The following is a 21,487-nucleotide window of genomic DNA, read 5'->3' as shown; positions in this document are numbered from 1 at the left end:
TTCAAGATCGTCCCGCGCCCGACGTCCCGTCAGGCGCCCACCAGGGCCGACAGGTGCTTAGCGCCGGTTTTCGTTCCGATGTTCCTCAACCCCCGCTCAGGCCCGGGCCGTCCGACGGTCGCGTCGCCAGACCTGCCGTAGCCGGTCGACGAAGAAGTCCCGGTTCACCCAGTAGAACTCCAGCCAGATGTTGTCCGGGTCGCGCAGCCAGATCTGCGATCCAGCCTCGTGCTTGGAGGTGGTGATGCCGGAGTGCGGGACGTCGATGCCGTCCAGGTGGGCGACCCACTCGTCCAGGTCGCCGCGCTCGGGCACGTGGTAGGCCAGGTGATGCAGCCCCGGGCGCCGCTCGTCGAAGCGCTGCGGGTCGACCTCGCCCACCTCGGCGTCGGCCGGGCCCTCGACGCAGCCCAGCACGACCGAGGCGAACGACGCCGTGTGCAGCAGGGTGCGGAAGCGGAAGCCGGACTCGGGCGGGGTGACGTCGTTGACCACCACCATCTCGAACACCGAACAGTAGAACGAGGTGCTGCGCTCCAGGTCGACGACGGTGAGGTTGACGTGGTTGCGACCGTCCAGGCGCGGCATGGCGGGCCTCGTCAGGCCGTCCGGCCGGCCGCCGCGACGGCCGGCCGGACGGCGACGGGTTCGCCGTCGGGCGCCGGCACGGCCTCGAGGACCGACATCGAGGAGGTCGGCGTGATCCGCGACAGGTGGAACCCGGATTCGGCGAGCAGCGCGCGGAACTCCGGCTCGGTCCGGGTCCGTCCGCCGAACAGGGCGAGCGCCTTGACGTCCATCACCTTGCCGGTGTCGTCGTGGTTCCCGTAGCGGCTGACCGACTCGATGATGACCAGCCGGCTGTCGGGCCGGGCGGCGGCGCGGACGTTGCGCAGGATCTCGGCGGCCTGCTCGTCCGGCCAGTCATGGATGATCGTCTTGAGCAGGTACACGTCGGCGTCGGCGGGCAGTGGGTCGAAGAAGCTTCCGCCGCGGATCTCGCACCGGTCGGCGACGCCGGCGCGGGCCAGCACGCCCGGCGCCTCGGCCACCACGTGCGGCAGGTCGAGCAGGATCGCGCGCAGTTCCCGGTGGCGGGCGAGCAGGCCACCGGCGAAGGTGCCGTGCCCGGCGCCCACGTCCACCAGCGTCCGGGCCCCGGCCAGGTCCAGCACCGGCAGTACGGTCCGCAGCACGAACGGGTTGACGCTCTCGGCCGACTTCTCGAACCGGACGCACTCGTACGGGTGGTCGGCGAAGTGGTCGTAGTACCGGGTGCCGCCGTGCACGTGCCCGAACGCCGTCGCACCGGTACGCAGGCTGTGCGTCAACCGGGCCCAGGAGTAGATGTCCGGCGGCATCAACGGGAAGCACTCGCGGACCGAGAACGGGTGGTCGCTGCGCAGCGGTTCGGCCAGCGGGGTGAGCCCGAAGACCTCGGGGGTGACCTCGGTGAAGATCCCCCGCCCGGCCAGCGCGCGCAGGCCTCGGGTCAACGCGCCGGGATGCGCGCCGACCCGCCGGGCCAGCACGTCCACCGGCAACGGGCCCTCGACCAGGTGGTCGGCGACCGCCAGGTCGCACATGACCCGGATGGTGAACGGAACGATGTAGTCGGCCAGTTCGGTGAGGCGGGTGACCGACGCGAGGTCGATGCGAGGCGTCACGGACATGTCCGTACCGTATCCGGTCGAGCGTTGCGATACCAGATAGCATACGAGACACTTGATACGTGCATCTCAATCTGTTCACCCAGTGCTCGCCGTCGCCGCAGTTCAAGGGGTTCTGGCGGCACCCCGCCGACCGCAGCGCCACCGGCTACCGCGACCTCGCCTACTGGGTCGAGCTGGGCCAGCGGCTGGAGGCAGCCTGCCTGGACGCGCTCTTCTTCGCCGACGTGCACGGCACCTACGACGTCTACCAGGGATCCTGGCGAGCGGCCGTGCGGCACGCGGTGCAGCTCCCGTCGATCGACCCGCTGCTCGTGCTGCCCGCGATCGCCGCCACCACCTCCCGGCTGGGCCTCGCCGTCACCTACTCGACGACCTACCACGCCCCGTACGAGTGCGCCCGGGTGTTCAGCTCCCTGGACCACCTCACCGGCGGACGGGTCGCCTGGAACATCGTCACCTCGTATCTGCGGTCCGCGTCCGCGAACGGGCTGGGTTCGTACCTGGACCACGACGAGCGCTACGACCGGGCCGACGAGTACGTCGAGGTGGCGCGCCGGCTGTGGGAGGAGAGCTGGGACGACGACGCGGTGGTCCGCGACGTCGCCGCGAACGTCTTCACCGACCCGGACCGGGTACGCGAGATCGGCCACGAGGGGCGCTGGTTCTCGGTGCGGGGCCCGCACCAGTGTGAACCGTCGCCGCAGCGCACCCCGGTGCTGTACCAGGCCGGCGCGTCCGGGCGGGGGATGACCTTCGCGGCCCGGCACGCCGAGGTCGTCTTCCTGACCATGGCGGACCCGGCCAGCGGCGCGGCGCAGGTGGCCCGGCTGCGGTCCCAGGTCGCCGCGCACGGGCGCGACCCGCGTTCGGTGAAGGCGCTGCAGGGCAGCATGGTGATGGTCGCACCGACCCGCGCCGAGGCCCGCCGGCGGGCCGAGGAGTACGTCGCGCTGTGGAGCGGGGAGGGGCAGCTGGCCAAGTGGTGCGGCTGGATGGACGTCGACCTCGCGGCGTATCCGGACGAGACGCCGGTGGCCGAGATCGCCGGGCAGGGCAGTCAGAGTTTCGTGGGCTTCCTGCGCCGGCTCGGGCCCGAGCGCACCTGGACGGTCGGTGACGTGCGCTACCTGGTGGCCACCGCCCGCCGGCCCCGCACCGGCGCCCCGGTGACCCTCTTCGGCACGGTCGAGCAGGTCGCCGACCGGATGGAGGAGTGGTGCGCGGTGGCCGACGTGGACGGCTTCAACCTGATCCCCTGCCCGACCACCCAGGGCATCGACGACATCTGCGACCTGCTGGTGCCGGAGTTGCAGCGCCGTGGCCTGTTCCGTTCCGCGTACGACCCGGCGGAGCGGACCCTGCGGGAGCGCTACTTCGGCGCCGGGGCGCCCGTGCCGGCCCGGGTGCCAGCGTTGGACCCGCGGGCAGCGGTCGAATCCGCCCCCGCCCGCGGCTGACCTGCCGGGTTCCCGGCGCCGACCGCGACCCGGCGCGGTGGGTGCGGGCCGGGCCGTGGTCAGAACGCCGTGGTCAGAACATCGTGGTGTCGACGTCCGCGCCGCTCAGCAGTGCACCGACCGTGCCGTAGCTGTCCCGGCTGTTCACGAAGTGCTGGGTCGCGGTGTTGATGTCGCGCAGTCGCCGTTGCAGCGGCGAGGAGTCGAACACGGTCGACGCGCCGACCAGCGCGTACGCCGTCTGGACGGCCTGCAGCGCGGCGGTGGTGACCTGCGTGGCGGTGGCACGCAGGCAGGCCCGGTCCAGTGCGCTGAGCACCTCGCCCCGCCGGGCGGTCTCCCAGGCCGACTCCGCCTCGTGGTGCAGCAGCGCCCGGGCCGCGCGCAGGGCCACGTGGGCCTCGCCGAGGCGGTCGTGGAACACCGGCGAGTCGGCCAGCGACCGGGTGCTGAACGTACGGCGGCGGCCGGCGGCGGCGTGGGCCGCGGCGTCGCGGACGGCGCCCTGTGCCATGCCGAGGTCGACCGCGGCGATGAGCAGACCGGCCTGGGCGATCCGGAAGACCGTTCGGCGCACGTCGTCGCCGTCACCGACCAGGCTGAAGCCGCGGTGCTCGGGACAGGTCCGGTTGGCCGCCCGCACGTCCTGGCTGGCGGAGCCGCGCAGGCCGAGCACCTGCCAGGTGTCGATCTGCTCCAGCTCGCCGGCGGGGAAGAGCACCATCCGGGTCAGCGGCGCCCCGTTGGGCAGGGTCCGGGGTGTGCGGCCGTCGAGCACGATGCAGTTCAGGTAGATCCAGCTCGCCTGGGGGCTGCCGGTCACGAACGGCCACTGGCCGTTGACCCGCCAGCCGCCGGCGCCGTCCGGGGCTGCCCGGCCCTTGGGCGCGACCGCGCCGGCGCCCAACACGTCCGGACCGCCCGCGTAGATCTCGTCCCGGGCGGCCTCGGGGAAACAGGCGAACAGCAGGTGCGCCAGGCCCACCTGGCCGATCAGCCAGCCGGTGGAGCCGTCCGCGGTGGACAGCTGCTCGATGACCCGCAGCGCCTCAACCAGCGGCAGGTCGGCGCCACCATGGGCGGACGGCACCAGCATCCGCAGGCAGCCCGCGGCGCTGAGGTCGGCGAGGACGTCGTCCGGGACCCGGCCCGCCCGGTCAATCTCCGGCGCCCGCTCGGCGAGCGCGGGGAGCAGTCCGTCGACCCGGGGAAGCGTACTGGTCACGGATACACCCTATCGCCTCACTCGTATCTTGTTTAGCCTTGTATCTGCTATCAATCTCGGATAGACGTACAGGGGAGGAGGTGACCGGCCGATGACCGTACGCGCCGTTTCGGGCTCGCCGCTGCTGAGCTGGCTGGAACGACCCAGGCAGGACCGGGGTGTGCACTTCGCGGCCGGCGGTGACGACTGGACCTTCCTGTCGTACGCCGAACTGGCCGACCGGACCCGGGTGATCCTCGCCGGCCTGCGGGCCGTCGGGGTGGTCCCGGGCGACGTGGTGTCCATCGTCGAGCCCGCCGGCCCCGACTTCGTCGCGACGCTGTTCGCCGCGATGGCCGCCGGAGCGGCGCCCTCACCGATCGCCCCACCGCTGGCCTTTCAGGACCGCGAGGTCTACGGCGAGCACGTGCTGGGCCTCCTGCGCGCCGCCGCGCCACGGGTGGTGGTCTGCGCGGCCACCCTCACCGCGGCCATCGAGCCGCTGGCCGCGACCGCCGGAGTCCGCCGGGTCCTCTGCGCCGACGAACTGGCCGACGCCGCCGGCGGAGCCCGGGGCGCGGTCGCGGCACCGGGCCCGCTCGCCCTGCTCCAGTTCACGTCCGGCTCCAGCGGCCGCGCCCGGGGCGTGCAGGTGCCGCACGCGGCCCTGGCCGCCAACGTCACGGCGATCCGGCGGTGGCTGGCCATGACCCCGGACGACCCGACCGCGTCCTGGCTGCCGGTGCACCACGACATGGGCCTCATCGGGTGCCTCGTCACCCCGGTGGTCAACACCAGCGACCTGTGGCTGATGCCGCCGGAGGAGTTCGTCCGCAACCCCGGGCGCTACCTGCGCTGCTTCGGGGCGCACGGCGCGCGACTGACCTCGATGCCGAACTTCGGGCTGGAGTACATCGCCCGCCGGGTACGCCCCGACGCGCTGACCGGGCTGGACCTCTCCGACTGGCGCGCGGTCATCGTCGGCGCCGAGCGCGTCGACGCCGAGGCGCTGCGCCGGTTCTGCGCGCTGCTCGTCCCGTACGGCTTCGACCCGCGCGCCCTGCTGCCCGCGTACGGGCTGGCGGAGGCGACCCTCGCGGTCACCGGGCTGCCATTGGACGAGCTGTACCACGCCGTCGAGCTGCGCCCCGACCGGCTACGGCTGGGCGCACGGGCGGTACCCGACCCCGCCGAGCCGGTCGACGACGCCGTCGACGCGTACCCGGTGGTGGGCTGCGGCCGGCCGCTGACCGGGGTGCGGGTGCGGATCGTGGACGAGTCCGGCACGCCGCTGCCGGACGGGGTGGTCGGCGAGATCGAGGTGCACGGCGCGTCCGTCGCGCAGGGGTACATCAACGAGGGCGACTCGGCGTCGCAGACCGCGCTCGGCGAAGGTGTGCTGCGCACCGCCGACGCCGGCTTCCTGCACGACGGGCAGTTGCACGTGCTCGGCCGGCTCGGCGACAGCATGAAGGTGCGGGGTCGGGCGGTGTTCGCCGAGGATCTCGAGTGGGCCATCTGCCGCCCCGGTGTGCCGGCCCAGCGGATGGCCGCGTTGCTGGGCCACCGTGCCGGCGCCGCGACCGTCGTGGCCGTGTTCGAGCAGGCCCAGCCCGAGTGGCTGGCGCAGGCGGAGCGGGAGCTGCGCCGCCGGGCAGAGGGTGCGCGGGTGGTCATCGTGGACGCGCCGCGCGGCACCATCGCCCGCACCTCCAGCGGTAAACCCAAACGGCGCCAGCTGTGGCAGGCGTTCGTCGATGACCGGCTGCCCGGCACCGTGGTCACCACGGCACCGGCCGGTCAGCGGGACTAGACCGAGCAGACGACGACGGCGTCCTGAGGGACGTTCGGACAGGAGGCGGGAATGACCGACGCGACCAGGTCGACGACAGCCGAGGTGCGTACCGAGGCGGAGGTGCGCGACTCGGTGACGGCGATCGTCACCGAACTGGCGCCCAACCCGGAGCAGATCGAGGGGGCGGGTGACTCGCGGCTGGTCGAGGACCTCGGCTTCCACTCGCTCGCGCTGCTGGAGCTGGCCTTCACCCTGGAGGACGAGTTCGAGCTGCCGCCGATCGACGAGACGACCGCACGGAAGATCGTCACGATCGACGCCGTGGCGGAGCACGTGAACGACATACTGCGGGCCCGCGGCGAGCTGGCCAGTTGACCGCGCGCTCCGGGCACCGGCCGGGCGCGGCGACACTGCGCCCGGCGACGCCCGGCGACGGGGACCAGCGGGCCAGGGCGCTGTCGCTGCGGCTGTTCCTGGCCATGCTGCACACCCAGGAGCTGCTGGCCGGCTACCTAGGCGCCCGGCTCGGGCTGTACGAGGCACTCGACCGTGGCCCGGCCGACGTGGCCGAGCTGTGCGCGCGTACCGGTATCGACGCTCGGTACGCGCGGGAGTGGCTGGAACAGCAGGCGGTCGCCGGGTTCGTCGAGGTGGACGACGTGGCGGCCGCACCCGAGCGGCGGGTCTACCGGCTGCCGGCGGGGCACGCCGAGGTGCTGCTCGCCTCGGACAGCCCGCTGTCGCTGGTCTCGCTGACCATGCTGCCGCTGGGCGGGGTGGCCGGGGCGCTGCCGGCGCTGCTCGACGCGTACCGCACCGGAGCCGGGGTGCCGGACGAGGTGTACGGCGACGACTGGCGGCACGGCCACTCGGGCGCCAACCGGGCGCTGTTCACGTACGCCCTGCCCGGTTGGCTCTCCTCGGCACTGCCGCGCATCCACCAGCGGCTCGGCGCCGCGCCGAGCCGGATCGCCGACATCGGCTGTGGCGCGGGCTGGGCGGCGATCGCGCTGGCCGGGGCGTACCCCCTGGCCGAGATCGACGGCTACGACCTGGACGCGCCGACGGTCGCCGCGGCGGACGCGAACGCCGCGGCCGCCGGCGTGGCCGACCGGGTCCGGTTCCACCGGCGCGACGCCGTCGACCCGGAGCTGGCCGGCCGGTACGACCTGGTCTGCGTCTTCGACGCGCTGCACGAGATGAGCCAGCCGGTGTCGGTGCTGCGGGCCTGCCGTCGGCTGCGCGGCGAGGGCGGCGCGGTGCTGGTGTTGGACGCGAAGGTGGCGCACCGGTTCGTCGCGCCCGGCGACGAGATCGAGCGTTTCCAGTACGCCACCAGCGTGCTGCACTGCCTGCCGGCCGGTCTGGCCGGACCCGACTCGACGGCCACCGGGACGGTCCTGCGTCCCGCCCAGGTCCGCCGGTTCGCCACCGAGGCCGGCTTCGCGGACGTGCAGATCGTGCCGGTGGACGACCGCTTCCACCGGCTGTACCACCTGACGGGCTGAGTTGGGGGTGGGGAAGGGGCCGTCAGCTCCTTCCCCACGCCGGCTCGGGCCGCCCGTAGCTTTCAGCGGGGGCCCGTTTCGGCCGGCCAAGGCGCGGATTGGGCAGGACGAACCGAGTCGAAGGCTAGCGTGAGCTGGTCGAACAGGGGTGCAGCGCTCGGGTGTGTGTCGCGACGTGGTGTGATCGTGTAGATGCCGCGGGTCGGGGGATCAGCGAGGGTCACTGTGGTGACGTCGGTCCGCAGCGCGCACGTCAGCGCCCCAGGTATGAGCGCGATGGCGTGGCCGGTGGCGACCAGGGCCACCTTGCCGGGCAGGTCGGCCGCGGTGAGGTCGATGCGGGCGGTGACTCCGGCGCGGGCGGCGTGCTGGTGCAGCAGCGCCGCCGAGCCGTCGTTGTCCTCGACCCAGGTCTGGTCGGCCAGCGCCTGAATGCGCACCGGACCGTGACCGGCCTGCGGGTGGTCGACGGGCAGCACGACGACCATCTCGTCCATCCCCAGGAATCGGCGTTCGAGACGTGAGTCGTTGGGTAGCCCTGGTGGCGCATCGGTGACGACAGCGACGTCGAGGTCGCCGGCGATCACGCGGTCGTGCAGTTGTGCGCTCAGCCCGGGCAGCAGACTCCACCGGATGGGTCCGGCCGTATCCATCAGGCGGCGGATCGCCGCGGGCACAATCCCGGCGGCCAGAGATGGCGTCGCGCCGACGGCCAGTGGCCGGTTGAGCGTCCCGTCACGAATGTCCCGTACGGCGCGAACGGCGCGGTCGGCCTCGTTGAGCGCGGCCAAGGCGTGGTGACGGAACACCTCGCCGGCAGGCGTCGGGCGCACACCGCGCGCGTGCCGCTGCAACAGCGGCACGCCGAGCTGGCGCTCCAGACCGGCGATCTGTCGGGAGACGGCCGACTGTGTGTGAGCGAGCTCGGCGGCCGCCGCCGACAGCGAACCGAGCCGGCACACCGTCACGAACGTCCGCCACACAAGCAACTCCATGGCACGAGTGTGCCTTGTCGGTATGCATGTCCCGCATGGCTGTCGTGCGAGATCTGCGCTTGTCGCAGCTATCGCGGTACCTCACTCTGGGACGCATGACCGAACCGCGCACTATCGCTGTTCTTGGCTTGGGCCGCATGGGCGCTGCGATCGCGACAAGACTCGCCGGCTACGACTGGGACGTCGTCGGTTGGACACGCTCCGGGCGCGCGGCAGGCGTTGTCGAGACGACCGGCGACCCGAACGACGCCGTCGCGAAGGCCGACATCACGCTTCTCGCGTTGTTCGACGGCCGGGCCTGCCAGCAGGTCGTCGACCACGTCCGCGACTCGCTGAGAACGGACGCCATCGTGCTGAACACCAGCACGATCGCCCCCGCCGAGGCGTCGAGGCTGGCCCGGCAACTCGGCCCGTCCTACGTCCATGCGCCGGTGCTCGGCTCCGTGCCAGCTGCTGCCGCCGGCACCCTGCAGATTCTCGCCGCCGCCGACCAGGACGCGTTCGACCGGGTCCGACCGGTTCTGGAAGCGCTCGGCACCGTGCGGCGCGTCGACGATGCCTCCGCCGCCGCCGCGCTCAAGCTGGTCGCCAACAGCAGCCTCGCCGGCGCCGTCCTCGCGCTGCGCGACTCACTGCGGCAAGCCGACGCCTTGGGCCTGCCCCGTGCCCAGGTGCTGGACGTCCTCGAACTGGGCCAGCTCGGCGGGCTTGTCGCCCGCAAACGGCCCTTCCTCAGCGGCCAGCCAGCCGCTGCCACGGCCGACTTCACGATCGGCGCGCTGGCCAAGGACATGGCACTGCTGGCGGTCGCGTCAAACACCCCGCTGCGCAGCGCAGCCGACCTGGCCGACACCCCGGCCGACCCTGAGGCCGACATCGCCGTTGCCGCCACGGTCCCCGCCGTAGGTGACGCCGTGCTCGAACCGCTACGCGCCTACATCCGCGGACACGCCACCGGCGACCCCACCCACTTTCGCGACGCGTTCCTGCCCACCGCCCACATCGAGGGAATGCGGGACGGCGCATTCGCCTCGTGGCGCCTGGACGACTACTGCGCTCTCTTCCACGGCCACCCGGCCCCGAACGAACCGATTCGCTCCCGCCGCATCGATTCCATCGACGTCCACGGCACCGTCGCGACCGCAACCATGACGCTCTGGCACGGCACGGACACCTTCACCGACATCTTCCTGCTGGTCTACGTCGACAACAGCTGGCGCATCGCCAACAAGGCCTACCACCGGCACTCCTGAGTGGATGGTTCGGCAGCTTTTCGGCGTCGTTCTTCGCTGAAAAGCTACGGGTGGCCCTGCTCAGCCGGTCAGCTCGGCGCCCAGCGCCCGCTTGTCCACCTTGCCCACCCCGGTGTGCGGCAGCGCGCCGCGCAGCTCCAACCGGTCGGGCAGCTTGTACGCCGCCAGCCCCCGGTCGGTGAGGAAGTCCCGCAGCTGCCCCAGTGTGGGGGCGTCCGAGCGCGGCACCACCACCGCGCAGGTCTTCTCCCCGAGCACCCGGTCCGGCACGGCGACCACGGCGACCTCGCGGACCGCCGGGTGGGCGAGCAGGTGCTCCTCGACCTCGCCGGCCGGGACCTTCTCGCCGCCCCGGTTGACGACCTCCTTGATCCGGCCGACCACGACCAGCTCGCCGGTCGGGGTCCAGCGGACCAGGTCTCCGGTGCGCAGGAAGCCGTCCGGGGTGAAGGTGCGCGCGTTGTACTCCGGCACCCGGTAGTAGCCGCGCAGCGTGGTCGGGCCGCGCACGATCAGCTCGCCCACTTCGCCGGCGGCGACCTGCCGGCCGTCCTCGTCGATCACCTGGAACTCGTCGGCGGCCGACAGGGGACGGCCCTGGGTGTGGGCCGCGAGCTCCGGCGGATCGTCGGGGCGGGTGCAGCAGATCGGGCCCTCGGCCATGCCGAAGAAGTGGGCCAGGCGGATGCCCAGCTCCCGGGTCACCCGGGCGGCCACCTCCGGGCTGAGGTTGGCGCCGCCGACCTCGACCACCAGGCCGGTCAGGTCGGCGCCGAGCATCGGCGCGAGGTCGGCCCACAACGGCAGGAAGGGCGGCATCAGCGTGGTCAGGGTGACCCGTTCGCGGGCGATCAGCCGGAACGCCTCGTCGGGGCTGGGACTGCCGGCGAGCACAGCGGTGGCGCCGACCCGCAGCGCGCCGAGCACGCCGGGGCAGCCCAGGGCCGCGTTGTGGGCGACCGGGAGCGCGGCGAGATAGACACCGTCGGGCCCGAAGTTCATCGCCGCCGCGGTCGCCCGCAGCTGGTACGCGTAGTCGTCGTGGGTGCGCGGGATCAGCTTCGGCAGGCCCGTCGAGCCGCCGGAGAGCAGAAAGAACGCGACGTCCGACGGGTCCGGGGAGGGCAGCGGCACCGGGTCGGCGTCCACCTCGGCCAGGGCGGTGAACTCGCCGGGGTCGCCGACCACGAACACCTGCCGCAGCGACGGCGTCTCGGCGCGGACATCGGCGGCGAGCTTGCGCAGGTCGTACCCCTGGACCTGGTCGACGGTCACGTAGGCGACCGCCTCGGTGTGCGCGCACAGGTGGCCGATCTCGGCCCGTCGGTGCGCCGGCAGGGCCAGCACGGGCAGGGCGCCCAGGCGGAACAGCGCCAGGCACACCACCACGAACTCGACGCCGTTGGGCAGCTGGACGACCACTCGGTCGTGCCGGCTGACACCGCGGGCCCGCAGCCCGGCGGCCACCCGGTCGGCCCGGCGGTCGAGGTCGCCGTAGCTCACCCGGTGCTCAGCGGTGACCAACGCGGTGCGCTCCGGGTCCGTCCGCGCCCATTCCCGGCCCAGGTCGGCGAGCGACTCGCCGCGCCAGTAGCCCTCCGTGCGGTAGCGCTCGGCCAGCTCGCTCGGCCAGCTCACCCATCCGTCCAGCATTCAGTGCCTCCCGCGATGACGGTGACAGCGACCCGGAACACAAGCTAGTGTGCAGATACACGAGATACAAGACACGTGATAGTGGAGGCGGTTGATGCTGGCGGCGCGGCCCCGTACCGACCTCGGTGCGTTGACCCGGCTCACCGAACTCGCCGACTACATCGTGCCGTTCGCCATCCGGGTGATCGCCCACCTGGGCGTCGCCGACGAGCTCGTCGACGGGCCACGGCCGGTGACCGAACTGGCCGAGGCCACCGGCGCGCACGCGCCGTCGCTGCTGCGCGCCCTGCGGGCTCTGGCCGGCAAGGGCATCTTCACCGAGGTCGAGCCGGAGGTGTTCGGGCTGACCAAGCTCGCCGAGCCACTGCGCACCGACCATCCACTGTCGCTGCGCGACGCGTACCCGCTGATGGCCGCGGACGTGCGCGCCTGGGCCGGGCTCGGCCGCTGCCTGCGCACCGGGGAGGCCGCCTTTCCCCGGATCCACGGCACCGACTACTGGTCCTACCTGGCCGGGAATCCGGCGGACAGCCTCGCCGTCGACCGGTGGATGTCCAGCCTGACCCGGCTGCACCTGCGTACCGTCCTGCCGGCGTGGCCGTGGGCGCGGGCCCGGGAGGTCGTCGACGTCGGCGGCGGCGACGGCGCGTTCCTGGCCGGGCTGCTCACCCGCTGCCCGCAGCTGCGCGGCACCCTGCTCGACCTGCCCCACGTGGTGGCGGCCGCACCGGCGCTGCTCGCCCGCGCCGCGGTGGCCGATCGCTGCCGGATCATCCCGGGCAGCTTCTTCGACCCGGTGCCGGCGGGCGCCGACCTGTACGTGCTCAAGACGATCCTGCCGGGCTGGGACGACGCCGACGCCACGGTCATCCTGCGCCGGATCGCCGAGGCGATGCGGCCGGAGAGCCGGCTGCTGCTGCTGGAGGCGATCATCCCCACCGGCGACGTCTTCGACGTCGCGAAGCTCGTCGACCTGCACACCCTGGTGCTCACCGGCGGCCGGCACCGCACCCGGGACCAGCTCGTCGACCTGCTGGCCGGCGCCGGCCTGCGACTGGACCGCATCGTCGCCACCCCCACGCTCACCGTGATCGCCGCCGGTCCCGCCGGGCCGCAGCCGACGTCCCCCTAGGAGGTATCGATGGCCCCGACCCGACCCCGGATCGACATCGAATCGGTGTTCCGACTGACCGAGCTGGCCGACTACATCGTGCCGTTCACCGTGCGCGCCGTCGCCGAGCTGGGTGTCGCCGACCAGCTCGTCGACGGGCCACGGCCGGTGACCGAGCTGGCCGAGGCCACCGGCGCGCACGCGCCGTCGCTGCTGCGCGCCCTGCGGGCTCTGGCCGGCAAGGGCATCTTCACCGAGGTCGAGCCGGAGGTGTTCGGGCTGACCAAGCTCGCCGAGCCACTGCGCACCGACCACCCGCTGTCGCTGCGCGACGGGTACCCGCTGCTCGAACCCGACATCGAGGCATGGGCCCACTTCGACCACAGCATCCGCACCGGGCAGGCGTCCTTCGACCAGGTCCACCCCGAGGGCTACTGGCCGTACATGGCCGCCCATCCGCACGACAGCGCCCGCTTCGACGCCTCCCAGCAGGCGGCCACCCGGCTGGAGCTGCGGGCCGCGCTGCCCGCGTACCCCTGGGGGGAGCTGGCCACGGTGGTCGACGTCGGCGGCGGCAACGGCGCCTTCCTCGGCGGCATCATGGCCCGCTTCCCGGCGTTGCGTGGCACCCTGTTCGACCTGCCGCACGTGGTCGCCGAGGCCGAGCCGGTGCTGCAGAAGCTCGGTGTGGCCCAGCGGTGCACGGTGACCGGAGGCAGCTTCTTCGAGACCATCCCGGCCGGCGCGGACGCCTACCTGCTCAAGCGGATCCTCTACGGCTGGGACGACGACAACGCCGTACGTCTGCTGACGGCCGTGCGGGCGGCGATGCGCCCGGACAGCCGGCTGCTGGTGCTGGAGCCCGTGGTCGAGCCGGGTGACCGGTTCGACGTGGGGCGCCTCTACGACCTGCTCCTGCTGGCCATGGTCGGTGGCGGCGCCCGCTCCCGCGAGCACATCGAGCGGCTGCTGGACGTCGCCGACCTGCGGCTGGCCCGCAGCGTGCCCACCATGATGTTCCCCATCCTCGAGATCGTCCCGAAGACGGAGGCGTGAGCAGTGCGACTGGTCGTGGACTTTTCCCGATGCGAGAGCAACGCGGTCTGTGTGGGTCAGGCGCCGGAGGTGTTCGACGTCGCTGACGACGACCGGCTGCACATCACCGAACAGCCGCTGGAGGGCGCACTGGCCGCCCGGGTACGCGAAGCCGCGCGCCGCTGCCCGAAGCAGGCGCTGTCCGTGGTGGACGACTGACCCCGATGGGGCACCCGTCTCCCGGGTCCGTGAGGAGACGCGGGCGCGGGTCGCGCACCTGCTCTCTGAACACCTTCAGACGCAGCGTGAAAGGACCCGGCGAGCCTCGGCGACCACCGTTGGGGAGGTCGCAGGCGCCCATCGGGTGAAAAGATCGTGGAAGTAGGTGCCGTGTTTCTCAAGCATCGCGGGATTCTGCTCGATGACGTCGAGCTCGTTGACGATGCTGAGGTCCACGAACGGGACAAGCTGGGCCGCGTTCAAGCGCTGAGGCTGGCCGGTGAAACGGTCGTGCACCGTGGCGGTGTCGGCCAGCGACGGCCAGGTGCGATCCCGGTCGCAGGCGCCGTACAGGTAGACCAGGGTCTCGGCCGCCGCACCAACGACGGACCGCAGCGAATCCCGGTCGGACCAGGCCAGCAGGCCGCGGGCGAATCCATCGGTGCCATACACCGCATGGGTCAGGCCAGCCAGTTGCAGATCCGGCCCGGCGCCGAGGCCGGCGAGCCGCTGCGCGACCCGGCACAGATGCGCGTAGAGGGTGCCGCCGGGGTGCTCGATGGATTCGGCTCCATGGGCACGCAGGAAATCTCGCGCCGCACTGTCGAAGCTCATGGATGCACGGTAGGCCGAAGGAGGGCCGGCGAGACTGTGATGTGAAGCAATCCACTTCGCTCTTGTGGGGCGGCAGCGCCGCCGGGTTGGCTCGGGGTATGTCGCTCATCGCGTACGACAAAGCCGACGCTGCCGCGTTCGAGGCGACCCGTCATCTGGGCGACGACGCGCTCGGCGCGTGGCGTGAGGCGATCACCCGGTACCTGGATCCGCAGCCGGACATACGCGTGCTCGACCTCGGCTGCGGCACGGGAAGCTGGTCACAGGCTTTCCGTAAGTGGTGGCCCGCCATCGACGTGCTCGCCGTCGAACCATCCGCCGCGATGCGTGAGCGCGCCATCGTCTCGCCGGTTCTCGCCGGCAACGCCGCCGACATCCCCGCCGATGACGCGAGCATCGACGCGGTCTGGCTCTCCACGGTCGTCCACCACATTCCCGACCTGCCCGCCGCCGCCCGCGAGATCCGCCGCGTCCTCAAACCCGGCGCCCCGGTCCTGATCCGCTCCGCGTTCCCGGGCCGCCACGAGGGCATCACCCTGTGCCGTTTCTGGCCGGAAGCGATCATCGTGCTGAACGACAACTACCCGACCGTGGCCACGATCGAGGCCGCGTTTGCCGCATCAGGCTTCACCACCGCCGGGCTCGAACCGGTCACCCAGATCTCCGCGCCGTCGCTACGCGAGGCAGCCACCGGCCTACGCCGCGAGGCGCACACCCTACTGCAGCTGATCAGTGACGACGCGTATGCGAGAGGCGTCGAACGCGTGCACACCAGTGCGCGGACCGCAACCGGGCCGTTGATCGATGTCCTCGATCTGCTGGTGCTGCGCTGACTCGCCGGGCTCCTGCTGGCTGTGGTCGGTGGTCCATTGGCGGCGCTAGTTGGCAGCACCCGCCGACTGGATCGCCGTCCAGACCCGCTCGGCGGTCACCGGCATGTCGATGTGCCGCACGCCCAGGTGGCGTACGGCGTCGACCACGGCGTTCTGCACCGCCGGCGGAAGGCCGACCGCCCCCGACTCGCCCAGCCCCTTGGCGCCCAGCGGGTTCACCGGGGTCGGGGTCTGCGTCGCGACCGTCTCGAAGGACGGCAGCTCGGCCGCGCCCACCATGGCGTACCGGTGCAGGTCACCGTGCAGCGGCGTGCCGTCGGCGGCGAAGCGGACCTCCTCGACCAGCGCCTGGCCGGCGCCCTGCGCCAACCCGCCGTGCACCTGACCCTCGGCCAGCAGCGGATTGAGCAGCACGCCCGCGTCGTCGACCGCCACCACGCGCAGCAGGGTCACCTGACCCGTCTCGGTGTCCACCTCCACCACGGCCAGGTGCGCGCCGTACGGGCAGGTCGCGGCGGACGGCTGGAACGTCGCCTCGGCGGCCAGCCCGCCCCCGGGGCCGGCGTCGTCGGCGGCCAGCTCGGCCCAGTCGACGACGCGCCCGGCGGTCGACCGGAACCGTCCCGCGGCGAACTTCACCTCGTCGAGGGACACGCCCAGGCGGGCGGCCGCCGCGTCCCGGCCCCGCTCCACCAGGGCCAGGGCCGCCTCGCGGACCGCCATCCCACCGGTCTGCAACGACCGGGACCCGCCGGTGCCGCCGCCCTCGGGGACCGTCGCGGTGTCGGAGTGGCGCACCTCCACGCGATCCAGCGGTACGCCGAGCACGTCGGCGGCGATCATCGCCCAGGCGGTGACATGGCCCTGGCCGTGCGGGCAGGTTCCCGAGTGGACGGTGAACCGGCCGGTGTGGTCGACGCGCGCGGAGGCGTACTCGCTGCGGGTGTCCGCGCCGGTGATCTCCACGAAGGTGGACAGGCCGATGCCGAGTTGTTGGACGTCACCGCGTACGCGGCGGGCCGCCTGCTCGGCCCGCAGCGCCGGATAGCCGGCCTCGGCGAGCACCCGCTCCAGCGCCGCCGGGTAGTCGCCGGTGTCGTAGCGGGCGCGGGTCACCGTGGTCACCGGGAAGCTCTCCGGCGGCAACAGGTTGCGTCGGCGTACCTCGGCTGGATCCATGCCGATCTCCGTCGCGTACAGGTCGACCATCCGCTCCAGGGCGGCCACCGCCTCCGGCTGCCCGGCGCCCCGGTACGACACGACGGGGGTGGTCGTGGTGGTGACGCTGGACGAGCTGAACTTCGCCCGGCTGATGCCGTACGGGCCGGTCAGCATGGTCCGGGTCCAGAACGGCAGGATCGCCCCGATGCGCGGGTACGCCCCGGCGTCCTGCACGACCTCCAGCGCGTACGACACGATCCGCCCGTCGCGGGTGCCGCCCAGTTCGGCGCTCTGGTGCTGGGCCCGGCCGTGCCCGGCGGCGACCATGCTCTCGCTGCGGGTCTCCGCCCAGCGCACCGGGCGGCCGAGCCGACGGCCCGCCCAGGCGACGAGGATGTCCTCCCGGCTGGCGAACGCCTTGGAACCGAACGCCCCGCCGACGTCGCCGTTGACCACCCGGACCCGCTCCTCCGGCTCGCCGAGGGCCGCCGCGAGCTGGCCGCGCCACAGGTGTACCGCCTGGCTGCCGGCCCGGTAGCGCAACCCGTCCGGCCCCCACTCGGCCTGCCCGGCGCGGGCCTCCAGCGGGCACGGCGCCACCCGCGGGTTGGTCATCCGCTGCCGGACCACCACCTCGGCGCCCTCGTGCAGCTCGGCCCGCCCGGCCGGGCGACGGAAGCCGAGCTTGAGCACCATGTTCGTGCCGGCCTGCGGATGCAGCACCAGTTCGTCGGCGAGCGCCCGGTCGACGTCGACCAGCGCCGGCAGCGGCGCGATGTCCGCCTCGACGAGGGCGGCGGCGTCCACCGCCTCGGCGCGGCCGGTCGCCAGCACCGCCGCGACCGGTTCGCCGACGAACCGCACGACGCCGTCGGCGAGCACCGGGGTGGTCATCTTCTGGTTCAGCACGCCGGCCTCGGGCGGCAGCGGCGGCAGGTCCACGTCCGCCGCGGTGAAGACCGCGACCACGCCAGGTGCCCGCCGGGCGGCCTCGGCGTCCACGCCGCGCAGCCGGCCGTGCGCCACGTGGGAGCGGACGAAGACCAGTTCCAGGCAGCCGGGCACGACGACGTCGTCGACGTACGTGCCGCCGGTGGTGAGCAGGGCCTGGTCCTCGGTACGCCGGACCGGTCGGCCGATTAGTGACATCTGCGACTCCTGGTTCTGCCGACGCCGGCTCAGGCCGGGGTGACGGCGAGCGGGATCGACGCGTACGACCGGAAGAGGGCGCTGGGCTCGCGCACCGGCGGGGCGGCCAGGTCGATGCCGGCGAGCCGTCGGGCGAGCCGTTCGAAGACGACCGCTCCCTCGATCCGGGCCAGCGCGGCGCCGAGGCAGCCGCGCACGCCACCGCCGAAGCCGACATGCGGGTTGGGGTGGCGGCCGATGTCGACGCGACCGGGGTCGGCGAACACGTCCTCGTCGTGGTTGGCGCAGCCGAGCAGGAGGAAGACCGACCGACCGGCCCGGATCACCCGGTCACCCACCGGGATCGGCTCCAACGCCAGCCGGGCGGTGTACTGGATCGGGGCGTCGAACCGGACGAACTCCTCGGCCGCGGTGGCGGCCAGCGACGGGTCGTCGCGCAGCCGACGCCACTCGTCGGGCCGCTCGGCCAGCGCGATGCTGCCGGTGCAGACCATGTTCATGGTCGTCTCGTAGCCGGTGAAGCAGAGGAAGACGATGTTGTCGACGACCTCCTCCGTTCCCTCGGCCGGGTCCGCCACGGCGAGCATCCGGTCGAGCAGGTCGCCGTCCGGGTCGGCGTGCCGGCTGGTGAGCAGGTCGCGGACGTACCCGCGCAGCCAGGCCAGCGCCTCGTCCGCCGCCGCGCGGTCGGCCTCGGGCAGGAACGGGGTGAAGGCGCGGCCGAGTGCCGCCGCGCGGGGCCAGACCTCGGCCCGGGTCCGCGCCGCCGGCAGTCCGATGAGTTCGCAGACCACGGTGGCGGCGACCGGGAAGGCCAGCTCGGCGACGGCGTCCAGACGCCCGGTGTCCAGGGCCGGCGCGAGCAGCTCGTCGACCAGCTCGCCGACGCGGCCGGCGGTGCGCCGGGCCACGCCGGGGCTGAACGCGCGGACCATCTGCTGGTGCAGCCGGCTGTGGTCGTCCGGGTCGCGGGTCGGGATGATCCGTCGGAACACCTCGCGGGAGAGGTCCTGCGCCATCCGGAACTGCGGGTCGTCCTCCGGGAAGGTGTTGCTCAGCCGACGGTCACGCAGCAGCGCGGCCACGTCCCGGTGCCGGGTCACACCCCAGCTCGCCGGGCCGAACCGGCACAGCGGGCCGGCCGCCCGCATCCGGGCGTACGTCGGGTACGGGTCGGCGACGACCTCGGGGGAGAGGGGGTCCATCCGCGCGGGCAGGACCCGCCCGGCGTGGCTCACCGCCGCACCGCCACGGGCACACTGGCGTACGAGCGCAGCGTCCCGCCGGTCTGCCGGCGGGCCGGTCCGGCCGGGGCCAGCGTCGGGAAGGTGCGCAGCAGGGTCTCGAAGGCGACCTGCGCCTCCACCCGGGCCAGGTAGCCGCCGAGGCAGTGGTGGATGCCGCCGCCGAAGGACAGGTGCGGGTTGTCCTCGCGGGTGACGTCGAGGCGGTCCGGTGTGCCGAACCGCTCCGGGTCCCGGTTGGCGCTGCCGATCAGCAGGATCAGCACCCGCCCGGCGCGGATGGTGCGGTCGCCGACGTCGATGTCCTCCCGGACGAGCCGGGCGACGCCCTGGATCGGGGCGTCGTAGCGCAGGAACTCCTCCACCGCGCGGGGCGCCAGCGTCGGGTCCGCCCGCAGCAGGGCGAGCTGGTCGGGGTGGTCGAGCAGTGCCGCCACGCCGGTGGCGATCAGGTTGGTGGTGGTCTCGAAGCCGGCGAAGAAGGCGAAGACCGCGTTGTCCACGATCTCGTCGTGGTCGAGCACCGCGCCGTCGTCGTCCGTCGCGGCGAGCATCCGGGACAGCAGGTCGTCGCCGGGTTCGGCGCGGCGCCGGTCGAGGATCTCGCCGAGGTAGTCGCGCAGCCACTCGACGGCCCGGTCGGCGGCCGGGCGGTCGTCGTCCGGCACGATCGCGGCGAACGCCTTGCTCAGGTCCAGCGCGTACGGGCGGATGCGTTCGTGGTCCGCCGGCGGGATGCCCATCAGGGCGCAGACCACCATGACCGGCAGCGGAAAGGCCAGATCCGAGACCGCGTCGAAACGTCCGGTGCGGGTCGCCGGGGCCAGCAGGTCGGTGACCATAGCCTCGATTCTCGGGCGCAGCCGGCGCACCAGTGCGGGGCTGAACGCCTTGGCCATCAGCCGCCGCAGGCGCCCGTGCTCGGGCGGGTCGCGGTAGAGGATGATGCTGCCGAAGAAGGAGCCGGCCGCGCCGTCGCCGGCCGACATCCGGTGGTAGGCCGCCGGGAACTCGCTGCCCAGGCGTGGGTCGCGGACCAGCCGGGCGACGTCGGCGTAGCGGGTGACGCCCCAGCTGCCCGGACCCATCCGGCAGAGCGGGCCGGCCGCGCGCAGCGTCGCGTAGGTGGGGTAGGGGTCGGCCACCACGGCGGGGTCGCGGGCGTCGAATCTCGGCGGCATGCCGGTACGGGCCGAGGTCATGCCCGCCAGTATGCGCAATAAAAGATACGAGAAACAAGTACTTCCGAGATACGTGAAACGCTATTAGGCTTCCGAGCCATGACCGAGACCGTGGTGAGCGCTGATCCCCGGATCGTCGCGATGGAGTTGCTGATGAAGGCCCCGGCCACCGTCAGCAGCCCTTACCCGCATTACCACGCGCTGCGAACGGCGGCGCCGAAGTACCGGATGGAACAGCCCGGCCAGGGCGTGGGATGGGTGCTCACCACGTACGACGACTGCCGTGCCGCGCTGCGCAACCCGTCGCTGGACAAGTCGGCGCAACGCCCCCGGATGGGCGACTCCCGCGGCCGCGAGGGCGCCCGGACCCTGCTCTTCCTCGACGGGCCGGAGCACACCCGGCTGCGCGGGCTGGTGAGCCGGGTGTTCACCCCTCGCCGCACCGAGACCCTGCGCCCCCGGCTGACCTCGTTCGTCGACGGCCTGCTCGACGACATCAGCCGCCAGGTCGGCCCCGGCGGCGGCGAGGTCGACATCGTCGGCTCGTTCGGCTTCCCGCTTCCGGTGATGGTGATCGGCGAGCTGGTCGGCGTGCCGCCGGCGGACTGGCCGCTGCTGCGCCGGCTGACCCGCGCCGCGTCCGGCGGGCTGGAGATCTTCGCACCGGAAGAGGTCCTCAAGGCATCCGACCAGGCGCTCGGCGAGATGGAGGAATACTTCGCCGATCTGGTTCGCAAGCGGCGCGAGGATCCCCGCGACGACCTCGCCTCGGCCCTCGGCCAGGTCGAGATCGACGGTGACCGACTCTCGGTCGACGAGCTGATCCAGGTCATCGTGCTGCTCTTCGGCGCCGGCTTCCAGACCATGACCGACCTGATCGGCCTCGGCACGCACGCGCTGTGCCGCAACCCCGACCAGCTCCAACGGCTGCGCGCCGAGCCCGAGCTGACCCGGTCCGCCGTCGAGGAGCTGCTGCGCTTCGACTCCCCGGTGCACGTGCTGGGCCGCGCCGCGTTCGAGGACACCACCTTCGTCGACGGCACCCCGCTCGCCCGGGGTGAGCACGTGATCACCCTGATCGGCGCGGCCAACCGTGACCCGGCCCGCTACGCCGACCCGGACGTGCTCGACATCGCCCGCTTCGCCGGCGCCGAACCGCCGGAGACGCCGCTGTCGTTCGCCTGGGGGCCACACCACTGCCTCGGCGCGCAACTCGCCCGCGCCGAGGGGCAGATCGCCTTCCGCCGGCTGGTGGACCGGTTCGCGGTGATCGAGCTGGCCGACCCGGACGCCGACGAGATCGACCTCGAGTGGCGGCACAGCAGCACCTTCCGGGGCCTGGAGGAGCTGCGCGTACGGCTCGTCCCGGCCTGAGCACCCGAACCACGCGCCGACCAGGAA

At 73.0% G+C, this 21,487-nt stretch carries 19 protein-coding genes; 10 read left to right on the top strand and 9 right to left on the bottom strand.

Translation table 11 applies throughout. The features are described from left to right. Nucleotides 1-96: 96 nt before the first annotated feature. On the bottom strand, nucleotides 97-588 hold the full coding sequence (locus ACWD6N_RS21675; RefSeq protein WP_354965228.1) for a VOC family protein: 492 nt from the start codon (nucleotides 586-588) through the stop codon (nucleotides 97-99). Nucleotides 589-599: 11 nt separating this feature from the next. Continuing rightward, the gene (locus tag ACWD6N_RS21670) at nucleotides 600-1,673 is read right to left on the bottom strand and encodes a methyltransferase (RefSeq protein ID WP_354965227.1); all 1,074 of its coding nucleotides are present in this window, start codon (nucleotides 1,671-1,673) and stop codon (nucleotides 600-602) included. Between the two features lie 59 nt (nucleotides 1,674-1,732). On the opposite strand from ACWD6N_RS21670, the gene ACWD6N_RS21665 reads away from it, so the two are divergent. Then, entirely contained in the window at nucleotides 1,733-3,130 is a 1,398-nt protein-coding gene (locus ACWD6N_RS21665) for an LLM class flavin-dependent oxidoreductase (protein WP_354965226.1), read from the top strand. 73 nt (nucleotides 3,131-3,203) lie between these two features. On the opposite strand, the gene ACWD6N_RS21660 is transcribed toward ACWD6N_RS21665, so the two are convergent. Continuing rightward, nucleotides 3,204-4,355, bottom strand: coding sequence for an acyl-CoA dehydrogenase family protein (locus tag ACWD6N_RS21660; protein ID WP_354965225.1), 1,152 nt, complete (start codon nucleotides 4,353-4,355; stop codon nucleotides 3,204-3,206). Nucleotides 4,356-4,446: 91 nt separating this feature from the next. Between ACWD6N_RS21660 and ACWD6N_RS21655 the strand changes: the two genes are divergently transcribed. Genes ACWD6N_RS21655 through ACWD6N_RS21645 form a run of 3 tightly spaced genes read left to right on the top strand, consistent with a single transcriptional unit; the run spans nucleotide 4,447 to nucleotide 7,637 of the window. Continuing rightward, nucleotides 4,447-6,147 (top strand): AMP-binding protein, encoded by a 1,701-nt coding sequence (locus ACWD6N_RS21655; RefSeq protein ID WP_354965224.1) that lies wholly within the window; start codon nucleotides 4,447-4,449, stop codon nucleotides 6,145-6,147. A gap of 51 nt (nucleotides 6,148-6,198) precedes the next feature. Then, the gene (locus ACWD6N_RS21650; protein ID WP_354965223.1) at nucleotides 6,199-6,504 is read left to right on the top strand and encodes an acyl carrier protein; all 306 of its coding nucleotides are present in this window, start codon (nucleotides 6,199-6,201) and stop codon (nucleotides 6,502-6,504) included. Beyond that, on the top strand, nucleotides 6,501-7,637 hold the full coding sequence (locus ACWD6N_RS21645; protein ID WP_450005133.1) for a class I SAM-dependent methyltransferase: 1,137 nt from the start codon (nucleotides 6,501-6,503) through the stop codon (nucleotides 7,635-7,637). Before ACWD6N_RS21650 ends, ACWD6N_RS21645 begins: the two co-directional genes overlap by 4 nt. Nucleotides 7,638-7,699: 62 nt before the next feature. On the opposite strand, the gene ACWD6N_RS21640 is transcribed toward ACWD6N_RS21645, so the two are convergent. Then, on the bottom strand, nucleotides 7,700-8,632 hold the full coding sequence (locus ACWD6N_RS21640) for a LysR family transcriptional regulator (RefSeq protein WP_354965221.1): 933 nt from the start codon (nucleotides 8,630-8,632) through the stop codon (nucleotides 7,700-7,702). 26 nt (nucleotides 8,633-8,658) lie between these two features. On the opposite strand from ACWD6N_RS21640, the gene ACWD6N_RS21635 reads away from it, so the two are divergent. After that, nucleotides 8,659-9,885 carry a nuclear transport factor 2 family protein gene (locus tag ACWD6N_RS21635; protein ID WP_387322596.1) on the top strand — a complete coding sequence of 409 codons (1,227 nt, stop codon included), beginning with the start codon at nucleotides 8,659-8,661 and terminating at the stop codon, nucleotides 9,883-9,885. 60 nt (nucleotides 9,886-9,945) lie between these two features. Here the strand turns inward: ACWD6N_RS21635 and ACWD6N_RS21630 are convergent, their stop codons facing one another. Then, nucleotides 9,946-11,538 (bottom strand): (2,3-dihydroxybenzoyl)adenylate synthase, encoded by a 1,593-nt coding sequence (locus ACWD6N_RS21630; RefSeq protein WP_450005132.1) that lies wholly within the window; start codon nucleotides 11,536-11,538, stop codon nucleotides 9,946-9,948. A 94-nt stretch (nucleotides 11,539-11,632) separates the two neighbouring features. On the opposite strand from ACWD6N_RS21630, the gene ACWD6N_RS21625 reads away from it, so the two are divergent. Genes ACWD6N_RS21625 through ACWD6N_RS21615 form a run of 3 tightly spaced genes read left to right on the top strand, consistent with a single transcriptional unit; the run spans nucleotide 11,633 to nucleotide 13,903 of the window. Beyond that, nucleotides 11,633-12,670 (top strand): methyltransferase, encoded by a 1,038-nt coding sequence (locus ACWD6N_RS21625; protein ID WP_450005131.1) that lies wholly within the window; start codon nucleotides 11,633-11,635, stop codon nucleotides 12,668-12,670. 9 nt (nucleotides 12,671-12,679) lie between these two features. Then, nucleotides 12,680-13,705, top strand: coding sequence for a methyltransferase (locus ACWD6N_RS21620; protein ID WP_450005130.1), 1,026 nt, complete (start codon nucleotides 12,680-12,682; stop codon nucleotides 13,703-13,705). Between the two features lie 3 nt (nucleotides 13,706-13,708). Beyond that, nucleotides 13,709-13,903 (top strand): ferredoxin, encoded by a 195-nt coding sequence (locus ACWD6N_RS21615; protein ID WP_354965216.1) that lies wholly within the window; start codon nucleotides 13,709-13,711, stop codon nucleotides 13,901-13,903. Nucleotides 13,904-13,978: 75 nt separating this feature from the next. Here ACWD6N_RS21615 and ACWD6N_RS21610 read toward each other — a convergent pair whose 3' ends face one another. Further along, entirely contained in the window at nucleotides 13,979-14,518 is a 540-nt protein-coding gene (locus tag ACWD6N_RS21610; protein WP_450005129.1) for a DUF6817 domain-containing protein, read from the bottom strand. 98 nt (nucleotides 14,519-14,616) lie between these two features. Between ACWD6N_RS21610 and ACWD6N_RS21605 the strand changes: the two genes are divergently transcribed. Then, nucleotides 14,617-15,351: a class I SAM-dependent methyltransferase gene (locus tag ACWD6N_RS21605; protein ID WP_450005128.1), complete on the top strand. Its 735-nt coding sequence runs from the start codon at nucleotides 14,617-14,619 to the stop codon at nucleotides 15,349-15,351. Nucleotides 15,352-15,396: 45 nt separating this feature from the next. Here ACWD6N_RS21605 and ACWD6N_RS21600 read toward each other — a convergent pair whose 3' ends face one another. The 3 genes from ACWD6N_RS21600 to ACWD6N_RS21590 are packed head-to-tail and all read right to left on the bottom strand — an operon-like array spanning nucleotide 15,397 to nucleotide 20,107. Beyond that, nucleotides 15,397-17,661 (bottom strand): xanthine dehydrogenase family protein molybdopterin-binding subunit, encoded by a 2,265-nt coding sequence (locus tag ACWD6N_RS21600; protein ID WP_450005127.1) that lies wholly within the window; start codon nucleotides 17,659-17,661, stop codon nucleotides 15,397-15,399. 29 nt (nucleotides 17,662-17,690) lie between these two features. After that, nucleotides 17,691-18,899 (bottom strand): cytochrome P450, encoded by a 1,209-nt coding sequence (locus tag ACWD6N_RS21595; protein WP_450005126.1) that lies wholly within the window; start codon nucleotides 18,897-18,899, stop codon nucleotides 17,691-17,693. Then, the gene (locus ACWD6N_RS21590) at nucleotides 18,896-20,107 is read right to left on the bottom strand and encodes a cytochrome P450 (protein ID WP_354965213.1); all 1,212 of its coding nucleotides are present in this window, start codon (nucleotides 20,105-20,107) and stop codon (nucleotides 18,896-18,898) included. Before ACWD6N_RS21590 ends, ACWD6N_RS21595 begins: the two co-directional genes overlap by 4 nt. 78 nt (nucleotides 20,108-20,185) lie before the next feature. Here ACWD6N_RS21590 and ACWD6N_RS21585 point away from each other — a divergent pair, with 78 nt between their 5' ends. Beyond that, nucleotides 20,186-21,460: a cytochrome P450 gene (locus tag ACWD6N_RS21585; RefSeq protein WP_354965212.1), complete on the top strand. Its 1,275-nt coding sequence runs from the start codon at nucleotides 20,186-20,188 to the stop codon at nucleotides 21,458-21,460. Nucleotides 21,461-21,487: the final 27 nt, after the last annotated feature.

The organism is Micromonospora sp. NPDC005163, assembly GCF_053599835.1.
Note: the sequence above shows the minus strand (reverse complement) of the source record. Positions and strands in the feature narration are given on the sequence as shown.